We start from the raw sequence: 14806 nt of genomic DNA, 5'->3' as shown, positions 1-14806 counted from the left end.
GCCGGGCCGAATGGGTTACTTCGCGCAGTTAGCGCATTGTTTGCTGACGATTTGCTGGAAGAAATCGTTGCCTTTGTCATCGACCAGAATGAAAGCCGGGAAATCTTCGACTTCAATTTTCCAGATAGCTTCCATACCCAGCTCAGGGTATTCCACGCATTCCAGATGTTTAATACTCTGCTGCGCAAGTACCGCAGCCGGGCCACCAATGCTACCTAAATAGAAGCCGCCGTGTTTATGGCAGGCATCTGTCACCTGCTGGCTACGGTTACCTTTTGCCAGCATGATCATGCTGCCGCCGTGAGACTGTAGCAGGTCAACATAGGAGTCCATACGACCCGCAGTGGTTGGTCCTAAAGAGCCGGACGGATAACCCGCAGGTGTTTTGGCCGGGCCCGCGTAGTAGATAGGGTGATCTTTCACGTACTGCGGCAGACCTTCGCCGGACTCAATACGTTCTTTTAGCTTCGCGTGGGCAATATCGCGACCGACAATGATGGTGCCGCTCAGCGACAGACGGGTAGAAACCGGATACTGAGAGAGCTGAGCGAGGATCTCTTTCATTGGGCGGTTAAGGTCAACTTTAACCACTTCACCTTCGCCTGCCTGGCGCAGCGACTCCGGAATGTACTGGGCTGGGTTATGTTCCAGTTTTTCGATCCAGATCCCTTCGCGGTTAATCTTGGCCTTGATGTTACGGTCTGCGGAGCAAGACACACCCATACCAACCGGGCAGGATGCGCCGTGGCGAGGCAGGCGGATCACGCGGATATCGTGCGCGAAGTATTTCCCGCCAAACTGGGCGCCGAGGCCGAGTTTCTGCGCTTCTTCCAGCAGTTCCTGTTCCAGTTGCAGATCGCGGAACGCCTGGCCGTGCGCATTACCTTCAGTCGGCAGTGCGTCATAGTAGTGTGTGCTGGCCAGCTTCACCGTTTTCAGGGTGCTTTCCGCTGACGTGCCGCCAATGACGAATGCAATGTGGTACGGCGGGCATGCTGCGGTACCCAGCGTGCGCATTTTCTCTACCAGGAAGTTTTTCAGTTTGCCGGGCGTCAGCAGCGCTTTGGTTTCCTGATACAGATAGGTTTTGTTCGCTGAACCGCCGCCTTTGGCCACGCACAGGAATTTGTATTCGTCACCATCCACGCTGTACAGGTCGATTTGTGCGGGCAGGTTGGTGCCGGTATTCACTTCTTTGTACATATCCAGCGCCGCGTTTTGCGAGTAGCGCAGGTTATCTTCAATATAGGTATTAAATACGCCCTTGGAGAGTGCCGCTTCGTCGCCGCCACCGGTCCAGACGCGCTGACCTTTTTTACCCATGATAATTGCCGTACCGGTGTCCTGGCAGGTTGGCAATACGCCTTTAGCAGCGATTTCGGAGTTTCTCAGGAACTGCAGCGCTACGTATTTATCGTTTTCGCTGGCTTCGGGATCATGGAGAATTGAGGCGACTTGCTGTTGGTGTTCAGGGCGGAGCATGAAGGAGGCATCGTGGAAGGCTTGTTGGGCCAGTAGCGTAAGTGCTTCAGGGGCTACTTTCAGGATTGTTTCGCCTTCAAACTCGCCGACGCTGACGTGATCGGAGGTCAGCAGGTAGTACTCAGTTTTGTCTTCCCCCAGTGGGAAAGCTGCCTGATAAGTGAATTCAACTTTTGACATTTGCTTCCAGCCTTTTCATTTTTCTCAGGAATTTTAAAATTCTCTGTGTCTTGACGGTGGCGTGCCGTTCCAAAGCGGACGGCACGCGCACTGTAATTACAGGAAACCGTACATTGCAGCGAAGATCCAACCAAAGACACAGGATACGCTCACGCCGATCAACCCAGGTAGAATGAAGCTGTGGTTGATAACGAAACGGCCAATGTGGGTGGTGCCGGAACGGTCAAACTGAATAGCCGCCAGATCGCTCGGGTAAGTCGGCAGAATGTAGTAACCGTAACATGCCGGAGCGGAAGCAACGATGTACGCTGGATCAACCCCAATTGCCAGTGCGACCGGAACAATCGCCGCCAGCGCCGCAGCCTGGGAGTTTACAAATTTGGAAACCAACAGCAGAACAATTGCATAGGCCCACGGATACTCTTTCACCATATTGCCCAGCACACCTTCGATTTCCGTCATGTGCGCGCCGAACATTGTTTCGGCCATCCAGGCAATACCGTACACCGCCACAATCGCGATCATACCGGAACGGAAGACTTCGTTTTTAGATATTGAAGCGGGATTGGTCTTCGTCAGGATAATAATCAGCGCACCGGTCAGCAGCATGAACATCTGGATAACCAGTACCATTGACAGCGGTTTGCCGCTGAAGGTAGGGCGCAGCTCAGAGAACGCGCCGAGCACGGCAACAACGGCGATAGCGGCAAGGAAGATCCACATGGCCAGCCAGTTGCTTTTCGGCAGCTTTTTGTCTAACAGTGTGGCGGTATCGCCATAAACGTAGTTGTGGTTTTCAGGAACGGAAATAAACTTCTGGAACTCTTCATCTTTATCCAGATCTTTACCGCGGAACCAACTGAAGATACCGATCGCCAGGATACCCAACAGGGTAGACGGGATAGTGATGCTAAGCAGGTCGAGGAATTCAAGATGCTTGCCTTCAAACGTTACGTTACCCAGCATTGCGACCAGTGATACAACGGCCACGGACACCGGGCTGGCGATAATCCCCATCTGCGCACCGATAGAACTCGCCGCCATCGGACGTTCCGGGCGAATATTGTTCTTAATGGCAACGTCATAAATGATTGGCAGGATGGTGTATACCACGTGGCCTGTACCGCAGAGAATCGTCAGGGTGCAGGTAACGAACGGGGCGACGATGGAAACGTATTTTGGGTTACGGCGCAGCAGCTTTTCAGCGATTTGCAGCATAACGTCAAGGCCGCCGGAGGCTTGCAAGGTTGCCGATGCGGCCACCACGGCAATAATAACCAGCATTACATCTACAGGTGGTTTACCCGGCTGGAGATGGAAAACGAAAACCAGAATGACCAGGCCGATACCGCCTAATAAACCCAGCGCGATACCGCCCTTTCTGGCACCATAAAACAAACATATTAATATTATAAGAAGTTGTATACTAAATAACATTTTATTTACCCTCGCGAAAAAACCAGTCAATTTTTTGAAAAATGGATCTGTGCCACATTCTTTTTTGCCGAAATAGGCATCAAAAAATGGTCAGTATTCGATATGTCCGTATTTGCGATTAATGTTCAAATGTCTTGCTAGAATGTTTTTTTTAACGTTATGGCGATATTTAGCTTTTTTCTGTGGCTTTGATCAGAGGAGAGAATCCTCAGGCGATGGGAAGCAGAGCTGGACATGGAGAGCTGCGGTTGACGCTGTAATTTATCTGTTTTGCGTTTTCCGCTATTACGTGAACCACCGACAGAATGGGTGAGTAGGTTATTTGTGTGATCACACTCACGCCATTTCATAATGTGATGAGGTTGGCGTGCGGATACTTTTATTTGCTCACAAAAATGTACGGTGTCCATGGTACGTAGCATGGTCTCCATTGCTACCAGTCTAGATTTTGTATGTCTGGTTAATTTCAGACTAATCCTTTATGGGTAAAAATACACACTCTGCGAGCTAGATAATACTTAATTAACTTTTGTTAGCGATTTTGAAATTAAAAACAGTGTGACGTTAATCAATATTAAAATAATACATTTAACATGCCGGATACAAATATATTTGATCTAACGCAAATTTATAATTCTGCAGCATGATTCAGAAAAGTAGGGATTTTTCATTATTTTAATAATTGTTACTTTCAAATAACAAATAATCCCAAATTGTTTTTATTGGCAATATTGTTTTAGTAATGAGTAATGTTCAGCCTGAACGCGGTAACGATAAACCGGTCTACCGGTTACGCCATAATGGATGCTGGTAAATAGGATGTGACAATTGACGAGCCAGATAAGATATTTACGGCAAGAAACGCGCGAGATATTGACCTCGTTGGCCAGTTCATCGGTGGAGAATTCCTGATCCTGATGCTCATCAATCCACTGGCACAGCGTGCGTAACGTTTGTGGCGTTAATCCTTTAGGTAAGCGCCGCGCTTCCTGTTCATTGGAGGAGCTGCCGTGAATCAACTGGTCAAGCTCAGACTGTTCATAGTACTGATGCTTTTCCATCTCGGTTTTCTTTTGTAGCCAGCCGGTCAGCGCCTCTTCAAAACGGGACGCCTGGAACGGTTTGATCAGGTAGTCAACGACACCATAGTGGAGAGAGTCTTTGATGGTGGTCGCGTCAGCGGCGGAAGAGATGACAATAACATCACACTTGCAACCTTCGCTGTGCAATACAGGCAACAGATCCAGACCGTTTTCTTTTTGCATATAAATATCAAGCAAAATCAAATCGATATGATTACCGCTATGAAAGATTATCTCTTTTGCTTTCTCCAGCGTGGAGGCTGTGCCGCAGCAATGAAAACCGGAGAGTTGCGCGACATAACGGCGGTTTAATTCCGCTACCATTGCATCGTCATCGACAATTAAGACATTGATCATCTGCTGGCCCTCTCACCATTCCACGGTAACTGTACAAAAAATTGGGTGAAGATCCCAGGTTCTGACTCGACGGAAATATTGCCGCCAACGTTTTCAACCTGTTGTTTAACAAGCGCTAAACCAACGCCCCGTTCGGTTCCTTTTGACGAAACGCCCTTCTCAAAGATGTGCTCAATGTGTTCGGGGGCAATCCCCGGACCATCGTCATTCACTTCGCAATGCAACCAGCCGTGTCGATAATGCAAGGATACGCTGATCTCGCCACCAGGTTCTTGACCTAGCGCCTCCAGGGCGTTTTCAATCAAATTCCCCAGAACGGTAATCAGCACAGCCACCTGATCTTCGTTGCTGTTTTCCGGCAACTGGCTTTCATTGCTGATCACCAGGCTATGGCCTAAATCAGATGTGCGATTAATCTTACTGAGTAAAAATCCTGCGATCACCGGGGATTTTATTTTTCCTAACAGTGAGCCAATCTCTTCCTGATAACTGTTCGCGGTCTTCAGGATGTAATTTTCAAGCTGCTTATAACTTTTCAGATGCAATAATCCCAGAATCACGTGCAATTTATTCATGAATTCGTGGGATCGTTCACGAAGTGCGTCGGCATAGTTGACCATGCCGTCCAGTCGTTGCATTAGTTTTCGGACTTCAGTCTTATCTCTGAATGTTGAAATGGCCCCGATGATTTTACCGTTGCTGAGTACCGGCACCGTGTTAATTAAGAGTAGCCGATCCTTCACCATGATCTCTTCATCGCGACGCGGCGTTCCGTCATGCAGTACCTGTGAAAAATCGACCACTTTTGACCATGCGTGGCTGAGCGTGGAGAGCTGGGCATCGTCTTGCGATTTGTGGTAATCCAGCAACTCTTGTGCCGCCTGGTTTATCAGCGTCACTTCACCGCACTCGTCAACGGCAATGACGCCTTCCTTTATAGAGTGCAGCATCGCCTGGCGTTGTTCGAACAGATTGGAGATTTCATAAGGCTCCAGACCAAACAGAATACGCTTGAGGACTTTGACAAATACCCATGTGCCGAGCAGCCCAACCAGCACGCCAAATAAGATGGACCAAAAGATGCTGCCACGGCTGTTATTGATCTGCTCAGTCACCCTGCTTAGCTCAAGGCCGATCGACACGACGCCTATCTGCCGGTGATGCTCGTCATAAATAGGGGTAAATACGCGCAGGGCTTGCGCCAGAAATCCGCGATTAATGGCGACATTCTCTTTCCCTTGCAGGGCCAGCAAAATGTCATCGCCTTTAAACGGCTGACCGATTCGCTGCGCTTCGGGATGGGAGTAACGAATGCTTTGCATATCGGTGACGACGATGAACAAAAAATCGTTGCTCTTATTCACCGCCTGGGCAATCGCCTGAATACCGCTTTCCTCGGGCTTTTTCATTAGCCCCTGGCGGATCTCCGGGGAGTTTGCCAGCGTTCGTGCGACCGCAAGCGCTTTACCCGCTAATGCATCGCGCGTCATGTTGCTGATTTGCGAGAAATAAATCAGATGAACGACAAGCAGCACGGAGAAGAGTACCGCACTGACCATGAGGATCACGGTAGTGCCGAGCTTCATCGGGCGTTTGCGTATAGCAGTACGTTGCAGAGAGTGTCTCATCACGGTCCTGGAATCACGGTTTGTATGGGTATTATCGCCTGATGGGATGCGTAATTCAAAGGTGGTAGGGATGATGGGGCATGGGCTGCCTGTGCTTTTCTTCTATATATAGCGTAGAGCGAGTCTCTTTTTATATAGAGATTTCCTTATCTGCTTTCACTTCTTTCAGGGAGGCTGACCACTATTTTGCTTACGATTGTGGATAACTCTGTGTGTAAATGGGTATAAGGCGGGGTTTTGCTGTGGAATGCAGCGGTCAGTCATTTTTCTGCAATTTAAGGGTTGCGGGCCGCAGGAAACTCCCTATAATGCGCCTCCATCGACACGGCGGATGTGAATCACTTCACACAAACAGCCGGTTCGGTTGAAGAGAAAAACCTGAAAATGAGGGTTGACTCTGAAAGAGGAAAGCGTAATATACGCCACCTCGCGACAGAGCGCTAAAGCGCGTCGCACCTGCTCTTTAACAATTTATCAGACAATCTGTGTGGGCACTCGAAGATACGGATTCTTAACGTCGCAAGACGAAAAATGAATACCAAGTCTCTGAGTGAACACGTAATTCATTACGAAGTTTAATTCACGAGCATCAAACTTAAATTGAAGAGTTTGATCATGGCTCAGATTGAACGCTGGCGGCAGGCCTAACACATGCAAGTCGAACGGTAGCACAGAGGAGCTTGCTCCTTGGGTGACGAGTGGCGGACGGGTGAGTAATGTCTGGGAAACTGCCCGATGGAGGGGGATAACTACTGGAAACGGTAGCTAATACCGCATAACGTCGCAAGACCAAAGAGGGGGACCTTCGGGCCTCTTGCCATCGGATGTGCCCAGATGGGATTAGCTAGTAGGTGGGGTAACGGCTCACCTAGGCGACGATCCCTAGCTGGTCTGAGAGGATGACCAGCCACACTGGAACTGAGACACGGTCCAGACTCCTACGGGAGGCAGCAGTGGGGAATATTGCACAATGGGCGCAAGCCTGATGCAGCCATGCCGCGTGTATGAAGAAGGCCTTCGGGTTGTAAAGTACTTTCAGCGAGGAGGAAGGTGTTGTGGTTAATAACCGCAGCAATTGACGTTACTCGCAGAAGAAGCACCGGCTAACTCCGTGCCAGCAGCCGCGGTAATACGGAGGGTGCAAGCGTTAATCGGAATTACTGGGCGTAAAGCGCACGCAGGCGGTCTGTCAAGTCGGATGTGAAATCCCCGGGCTCAACCTGGGAACTGCATCCGAAACTGGCAGGCTAGAGTCTTGTAGAGGGGGGTAGAATTCCAGGTGTAGCGGTGAAATGCGTAGAGATCTGGAGGAATACCGGTGGCGAAGGCGGCCCCCTGGACAAAGACTGACGCTCAGGTGCGAAAGCGTGGGGAGCAAACAGGATTAGATACCCTGGTAGTCCACGCCGTAAACGATGTCGACTTGGAGGTTGTGCCCTTGAGGCGTGGCTTCCGGAGCTAACGCGTTAAGTCGACCGCCTGGGGAGTACGGCCGCAAGGTTAAAACTCAAATGAATTGACGGGGGCCCGCACAAGCGGTGGAGCATGTGGTTTAATTCGATGCAACGCGAAGAACCTTACCTACTCTTGACATCCACGGAACTTGGCAGAGATGCCTTGGTGCCTTCGGGAACCGTGAGACAGGTGCTGCATGGCTGTCGTCAGCTCGTGTTGTGAAATGTTGGGTTAAGTCCCGCAACGAGCGCAACCCTTATCCTTTGTTGCCAGCGGTCCGGCCGGGAACTCAAAGGAGACTGCCAGTGATAAACTGGAGGAAGGTGGGGATGACGTCAAGTCATCATGGCCCTTACGAGTAGGGCTACACACGTGCTACAATGGCATATACAAAGAGAAGCGACCTCGCGAGAGCAAGCGGACCTCATAAAGTATGTCGTAGTCCGGATTGGAGTCTGCAACTCGACTCCATGAAGTCGGAATCGCTAGTAATCGTGGATCAGAATGCCACGGTGAATACGTTCCCGGGCCTTGTACACACCGCCCGTCACACCATGGGAGTGGGTTGCAAAAGAAGTAGGTAGCTTAACCTTCGGGAGGGCGCTTACCACTTTGTGATTCATGACTGGGGTGAAGTCGTAACAAGGTAACCGTAGGGGAACCTGCGGTTGGATCACCTCCTTACCTTAAAGAAACGTTCTTTGTAGTGCTCACACAGATTGTCTGATGAATGATGAACTTCTGAATGTACTTTCGAGTGCATTAAGAAGTTTTGCTCTTTAAAAATCTGGATCAAGCTGAAAATTGAAACGACACACTGTTTCATTTCTCCGTAAACAAGAAATGAAAAGCGGTGTGTCCGAGTCTCTCAAATTTTCGCAACACTGAAATGTTTTACGAAACATCTTCGGGTTGTGAGGTTAAGCGACTAAGCGTACACGGTGGATGCCCTGGCAGTCAGAGGCGATGAAGGACGTGCTAATCTGCGATAAGCGTCGGTAAGGTGATATGAACCGTTATAACCGGCGATTTCCGAATGGGGAAACCCAGTGTGATTCGTCACACTATCATTACGTGAATACATAGCGTAATGAAGCGAACCGGGGGAACTGAAACATCTAAGTACCCCGAGGAAAAGAAATCAACCGAGATTCCCCCAGTAGCGGCGAGCGAACGGGGAGCAGCCCAGAGTCTGAATCAGCATGTGTGGTAGTGGAACGGTCTGGAAAGTCCGGCGATACAGGGTGATAGCCCCGTACACAAAAGTGCATGTGTTGTGAACTCGAAGAGTAGGGCGGGACACGTGGTATCCTGTCTGAATATGGGGGGACCATCCTCCAAGGCTAAATACTCCTGACTGACCGATAGTGAACCAGTACCGTGAGGGAAAGGCGAAAAGAACCCCGGCGAGGGGAGTGAAAAAGAACCTGAAACCGTGTACGTACAAGCAGTGGGAGCCTCTTTATGGGGTGACTGCGTACCTTTTGTATAATGGGTCAGCGACTTATATTCTGTAGCAAGGTTAACCGAATAGGGGAGCCGAAGGGAAACCGAGTCTTAACTGGGCGTTAAGTTGCAGGGTATAGACCCGAAACCCGGTGATCTAGCCATGGGCAGGTTGAAGGTTGGGTAACACTAACTGGAGGACCGAACCGACTAATGTTGAAAAATTAGCGGATGACTTGTGGCTGGGGGTGAAAGGCCAATCAAACCGGGAGATAGCTGGTTCTCCCCGAAAGCTATTTAGGTAGCGCCTCGTGAACTCATCTTCGGGGGTAGAGCACTGTTTCGGCTAGGGGGTCATCCCGACTTACCAACCCGATGCAAACTGCGAATACCGAAGAATGTTATCACGGGAGACACACGGCGGGTGCTAACGTCCGTCGTGAAGAGGGAAACAACCCAGACCGCCAGCTAAGGTCCCAAAGTCATGGTTAAGTGGGAAACGATGTGGGAAGGCACAGACAGCCAGGATGTTGGCTTAGAAGCAGCCATCATTTAAAGAAAGCGTAATAGCTCACTGGTCGAGTCGGCCTGCGCGGAAGATGTAACGGGGCTAAACCATGCACCGAAGCTGCGGCAGCGACACTATGTGTTGTTGGGTAGGGGAGCGTTCTGTAAGCCGTTGAAGGTGTGCTGTGAGGCATGCTGGAGGTATCAGAAGTGCGAATGCTGACATAAGTAACGATAATGCGGGTGAAAAACCCGCACGCCGGAAGACCAAGGGTTCCTGTCCAACGTTAATCGGGGCAGGGTGAGTCGACCCCTAAGGCGAGGCCGAAAGGCGTAGTCGATGGGAAACAGGTTAATATTCCTGTACTTGGTGTTACTGCGAGGGGGGGACGGAGAAGGCTATGTTAGCCGGGCGACGGTTGTCCCGGTTTAAGCATGTAGGCGGAGATTCCAGGTAAATCCGGAGTCTTGTTAACGCTGAGGTGTGATGACGAGGCACTACGGTGCTGAAGTAACAAATGCCCTGCTTCCAGGAAAAGCCTCTAAGCATCAGGTAACACAAAATCGTACCCCAAACCGACACAGGTGGTCAGGTAGAGAATACCAAGGCGCTTGAGAGAACTCGGGTGAAGGAACTAGGCAAAATGGTGCCGTAACTTCGGGAGAAGGCACGCTGATATGTAGGTGAAGTGATTTACTCATGGAGCTGAAATCAGTCGAAGATACCAGCTGGCTGCAACTGTTTATTAAAAACACAGCACTGTGCAAACACGAAAGTGGACGTATACGGTGTGACGCCTGCCCGGTGCCGGAAGGTTAATTGATGGGGTTATCCGTAAGGAGAAGCTCTTGATCGAAGCCCCGGTAAACGGCGGCCGTAACTATAACGGTCCTAAGGTAGCGAAATTCCTTGTCGGGTAAGTTCCGACCTGCACGAATGGCGTAATGATGGCCAGGCTGTCTCCACCCGAGACTCAGTGAAATTGAACTCGCTGTGAAGATGCAGTGTACCCGCGGCAAGACGGAAAGACCCCGTGAACCTTTACTATAGCTTGACACTGAACACTGGTCCTTGATGTGTAGGATAGGTGGGAGGCTTTGAAGTGTGGACGCCAGTCTGCATGGAGCCAACCTTGAAATACCACCCTTTAATGGCTGGTGTTCTAACGTAGACCCGTGATCCGGGTTGCGGACAGTGTCTGGTGGGTAGTTTGACTGGGGCGGTCTCCTCCTAAAGAGTAACGGAGGAGCACGAAGGTTAGCTAATCCTGGTCGGACATCAGGAGGTTAGTGCAAAGGCATAAGCTAGCTTGACTGCGAGAGTGACGGCTCGAGCAGGTGCGAAAGCAGGTCTTAGTGATCCGGTGGTTCTGAATGGAAGGGCCATCGCTCAACGGATAAAAGGTACTCCGGGGATAACAGGCTGATACCGCCCAAGAGTTCATATCGACGGCGGTGTTTGGCACCTCGATGTCGGCTCATCACATCCTGGGGCTGAAGTAGGTCCCAAGGGTATGGCTGTTCGCCATTTAAAGTGGTACGCGAGCTGGGTTTAGAACGTCGTGAGACAGTTCGGTCCCTATCTGCCGTGGGCGCTGGAGAATTGAGGGGGGCTGCTCCTAGTACGAGAGGACCGGAGTGGACGCATCACTGGTGTTCGGGTTGTCATGCCAATGGCATTGCCCGGTAGCTAAATGCGGAAGAGATAAGTGCTGAAAGCATCTAAGCACGAAACTTGCCCCGAGATGAGTTCTCCCTGACCCTTTAAGGGTCCTGAAGGAACGTTGAAGACGACGACGTTGATAGGTCGGGTGTGTAAGCGTAGCGATACGTTGAGCTAACCGATACTAATGAACCGTGAGGCTTAACCTTACAACGCCGAAGATGTTTTGGCGAAAGAGACATCGAAATTCAGCTTGATTACAGATTACATCGACATGCGAAAAGCGTGTTGATAAACAGAATTTGCCTGGCGGCTGTAGCGCGGTGGTCCCACCTGACCCCATGCCGAACTCAGAAGTGAAACGCCGTAGCGCCGATGGTAGTGTGGGGTCTCCCCATGCGAGAGTAGGGAACTGCCAGGCATCAAACAAGTGAAGAAGCCCATCCTGCCGGATGGGCTTTTTTGCGTCTGCAGGGAGTGAGAACTGCCGGATGCGGCGTACCATTTTATCCAGCCCATCATGTTGTAACCGGTGTTCAGGCCTGAGAAGCGCAGCACACCAGGCTCTCCCGGCAGCACATTGCCTGCTATCCGTGCACGGGGTTGAGTAACAGGTACTGTCGCTCGAGATCGTCCACTTCTGTACGTCCCGTCACGTTAAACCCCATCTTCTTATAGAAGCCAGATGTCAGCTTGTTAAAAGGCACGACTAATCTTACGTATGGATTTTGTGAGGGGTAGAGCAGTAAAGATATTGAGAGATGATCGGTTGGAAAGTATCAGAAACTATAAAAGCAAAAACCCGCCTCTAGGGCGGGTTCTTTAGAATAGTGGTGCCCGGACTCGGAATCGAACCAAGGACACGGGGATTTTCAATCCCTTAAAAAAATACCAAACGATCTAGTAGAACTGACAGCCCTTTACTGGTTTACCTTAAGTAAAATGTTTCAGTTGGGCGCTACAAGCCTTAAATGAGGTTCAAATGAGGCGTTTCGGAGCTACCAGATATCTACCATTGAGCATGGATGGCTTATTACAGTGTAGCTTCGTAGGTCTGACATCTATGTTGAATTAGATGAAAGAACCTCATCCAGAGCAAGCAAAGTAATTACATCCCCAGCAATATCTGATCTGATTCCTGGCGATTCCGACCTCACCATTATAGTGATGGGCTGCCCCCAGAAGAATCAGAGAACAGATACCATTTTTACTGTAAACCGTGGCCAATACTACTTGACCACTACAGTTTTGTCAGACGATACTTGCATTAAGTATGAAGTTAAATACCTTTTTTCAGCAAATAAAGGTCAGCACGTCTGAAGCGTGGATTGCTCTCTAGACGCTCATCGGTTGCTCCCTTTTTGCCCAAGGGAATAAGAAAGGTATCAAAATTCTTTGCCACTACTTGATGAGCAAGGTACTGTGCTCGCCTTAAAGACAGCCAGTCATTAAAAGAATCTTCCCCTGTAGCATCCGTACTACCGACAATCAACAGTATATAATCCTCAGCCGAATATTGCGCAATGGCATTACGTATATTGCTGAGGTCTTGCCGGTTTCGATTCGCATGCGCGCTAGCAGGAGAAAAGTACACGCTGCCAATCAGCTGCGGACTCACTTTCAGCTGGTTTTGAAGGATTTCCATATAGTTACTTTGCTCGCCCGCAAGACGGGGCGAACAGAGTTTATCAAGATGATCCAAAAACAAACGTGTTTTCTTCGCTCGCGCAATAGCCTCCTGGGAAATGACGGTGCGCGTTGTACCATCATAATTCAAGGCGTCATTTTTTTTGTTTTTTATTAGAGAGTTGGAATGAGTCACACTGCGGTTTTCACAGTTAAAAGTCGTCATTCCCTCCATCGGCTTTGCAAAGGATATACCCGATATAAACGAGAAGCAGATGAAATAATATTTAACCATTGACATTACGGGTCGTCGACTCCTGGGAAAAATAATGTATAAAACGCGTTTCGATTTCTTTGTCGAAATCATCGACATAATTATCAAGAAAAATAAAGCCGGTATCGTTATTCCAGCTCGTGGCGCATTGCAAAGCCACATAGTTATCAGCAGCATCCGCATCCGGTGCCACCACCACGAGTTTACTTACCTTTCCTGAAGAGAAGGTATTCTTAATGGTTGTACAAGCTTCCTGAACGCCAGCTAAGGTTTCTGGATCGATGGAATCATCTTTCCCTGAGATAAACATAATCACCACATTGCGGGTAAGGCTTGAACTCCCCGAAAAAAAACTTCTTCCGGCCCAAAGCAACCCTTCCAGCGCCAACAGATCTTTCCCGGAATAGTCTATTGAGTTAAGCGCGGATTTAACGCTTTCCGGTGAGGACATATTGCTGCTAACCACAGTCGATGGGCAGGTATTCGTGTCGCCAAAATAATTATTTCTGGAGACAGAAAGTGCATAGTGAACCGTTGGCGATAACGTGATTTTCGACGCAGACTGAGAATAGTTCTCTTCGGGCATGGAAAAATCACCCTGATTTGCTACCTCATCTGTGTAATCTTCGAAATAGCGATAATTCTGGTAGCGCTTTGCATAGTGCTGCGCCAACGGCAGGAATTTTATATAGTTTTCACTTGCCTGGAGGTCTTCAACAACCTTGGTTTGTTTATCTACCTTTTCCTGAGCATTATCAATGCTAGCCTCAAGCTGCGGCAGGCTATTGGTAAGCGAAGTCAACTGGTTATTAACTGAATCAATTTGCTTTTGCAACTCAGCATACTCTTCGGTGCCCGGTTTATACTTAGCCTGTTCTTTCTTAAGATCGGCTAACTTTCTGTCCAGAGTAACGATAGAACTATTGGTACTGGAAAAGTTATTTTTTGCAGAGGTAAGTTGCGACTTATAGGATGTCAGAAGATCTTCCTCCCTAAAAGCGTTCTCCCACCAGACAAAACTAAAGTCGTCACCACGGTTAATTCCCGTATAACATCTACCGGCATTATTGACGCGATAAGAATAGGGAATAATATTGACCCTGGTATCCGCAGCATCACCCGTTAACCGTTTTATGGCATTATAAAGGGGCTGACTAACGCGGCTCATATTCGGTTTATTTTCAGGAGTACTTTCAACGGCCAGATGTATATTTAAAGGATGAAGGACCTTAACCGTATTATCCAGAGAAGTAATATTGAGATGTTTGCTTAAGTGCAGCGAATCATTCAATGTTTCAAAGGGGACAGTGGTGGTTTGCGAAGTATTTGTTCTTGCTGAAATAATTTCCTGCAGCCGATCATTATCTTTCAACTCCTCCATATCCTCTACGGAAGCATACTTGAACTTCTGCGTATACTTAAAGGGGCTTGTACCCGATGCGCTGACAATCTCATTAAGCGCTGTCTGCGAACGACCATGATCGATCAGGGAAGTCCGAGCGACAGCGCTGGTAATATGGATATTTCTTAGTTTATCCAGGATAGAAAATGAAGTGTTTTCTACCCAGAATATTGAGATCATCACCATCATGCCACCAATAGCCCATAGCGGCATTAAGCTTCCCTTTTCAGAGAAAAAATGCGTTTGTAATTTCATTTATGATTCTCT

6 protein-coding genes, 3 rRNA genes and 1 pseudogene are annotated in these 14806 nt (G+C 49.0%); 3 read left to right on the top strand and 7 right to left on the bottom strand.

Annotated features, from left to right (window positions below; translation table 11 throughout):
• Positions 1-15: 15 nt before the first annotated feature.
• The 4 genes from fumA to HV243_RS22570 form a co-directional block, all read right to left on the bottom strand.
• Positions 16-1662, bottom strand: a complete 1647-nt coding sequence (fumA, locus tag HV243_RS22585) for a class I fumarate hydratase FumA (protein ID WP_016155418.1) — start codon at positions 1660-1662, stop codon at positions 16-18.
• Between the two features lie 96 nt (positions 1663-1758).
• Complete coding sequence (gene dcuB / locus HV243_RS22580; RefSeq protein WP_003031873.1) at positions 1759-3099, bottom strand: anaerobic C4-dicarboxylate transporter DcuB; 1341 nt, start codon at positions 3097-3099, stop codon at positions 1759-1761.
• Between the two features lie 719 nt (positions 3100-3818).
• Positions 3819-4538: a two-component system response regulator DcuR gene (gene dcuR / locus HV243_RS22575; RefSeq protein WP_016155419.1), complete on the bottom strand. Its 720-nt coding sequence runs from the start codon at positions 4536-4538 to the stop codon at positions 3819-3821.
• Complete coding sequence (locus HV243_RS22570; RefSeq protein WP_016155492.1) at positions 4535-6166, bottom strand: sensor histidine kinase; 1632 nt, start codon at positions 6164-6166, stop codon at positions 4535-4537. The genes dcuR and HV243_RS22570 overlap by 4 nt, the downstream gene beginning before the upstream one ends.
• Before the next feature lie 597 nt (positions 6167-6763).
• On the opposite strand from HV243_RS22570, the gene HV243_RS22565 reads away from it, so the two are divergent.
• From HV243_RS22565 to rrf, 3 genes are all read left to right on the top strand, one after another.
• Positions 6764-8305, top strand: a 16S ribosomal RNA gene (locus HV243_RS22565).
• Positions 8306-8539: 234 nt separating this feature from the next.
• Positions 8540-11446, top strand: a 23S ribosomal RNA gene (locus tag HV243_RS22560).
• 96 nt (positions 11447-11542) lie between these two features.
• Positions 11543-11658, top strand: a 5S ribosomal RNA gene (gene rrf / locus HV243_RS22555).
• Together the 16S, 23S and 5S rRNA genes form the textbook arrangement of a ribosomal RNA operon.
• A 166-nt stretch (positions 11659-11824) precedes the next feature.
• On the opposite strand, the pseudogene HV243_RS25620 reads toward rrf, so the two are convergent.
• The 3 genes and pseudogenes from HV243_RS25620 to HV243_RS22545 form a co-directional block, all read right to left on the bottom strand.
• Positions 11825-11920: pseudogene (locus HV243_RS25620) on the bottom strand (GNAT family N-acetyltransferase); the annotation flags it as partial.
• Positions 11921-12516: 596 nt separating this feature from the next.
• Positions 12517-13164: a hypothetical protein gene (locus HV243_RS22550; RefSeq protein WP_158083363.1), complete on the bottom strand. Its 648-nt coding sequence runs from the start codon at positions 13162-13164 to the stop codon at positions 12517-12519.
• Positions 13151-14794: a hypothetical protein gene (locus tag HV243_RS22545; RefSeq protein WP_158083364.1), complete on the bottom strand. Its 1644-nt coding sequence runs from the start codon at positions 14792-14794 to the stop codon at positions 13151-13153. Before HV243_RS22545 ends, HV243_RS22550 begins: the two co-directional genes overlap by 14 nt.
• Between the last annotated feature and the right edge of the window lie 12 nt (positions 14795-14806).

It is taken from the genome of Citrobacter sp. RHBSTW-00599 (assembly GCF_013784065.1).
GTDB classification, from domain to species: Bacteria; Pseudomonadota; Gammaproteobacteria; order Enterobacterales; family Enterobacteriaceae; genus Citrobacter; species Citrobacter braakii.
This window is presented reverse-complemented; position numbering and strand designations above follow the sequence as displayed.

Coding starts and splice junctions, on each gene's coding strand:
- fumA (WP_016155418.1), bottom strand. CDS start 1,662: ATGTCAAAAGTTGAATTCACTTATCAGGCAGCTTTCCCACTGGGGGAA.
- dcuB (WP_003031873.1), bottom strand. CDS start 3,099: ATGTTATTTAGTATACAACTTCTTATAATATTAATATGTTTGTTTTAT.
- dcuR (WP_016155419.1), bottom strand. CDS start 4,538: ATGATCAATGTCTTAATTGTCGATGACGATGCAATGGTAGCGGAATTA.
- HV243_RS22570 (WP_016155492.1), bottom strand. CDS start 6,166: ATGAGACACTCTCTGCAACGTACTGCTATACGCAAACGCCCGATGAAG.
- HV243_RS22550 (WP_158083363.1), bottom strand. CDS start 13,164: ATGTCAATGGTTAAATATTATTTCATCTGCTTCTCGTTTATATCGGGT.
- HV243_RS22545 (WP_158083364.1), bottom strand. CDS start 14,794: ATGAAATTACAAACGCATTTTTTCTCTGAAAAGGGAAGCTTAATGCCG.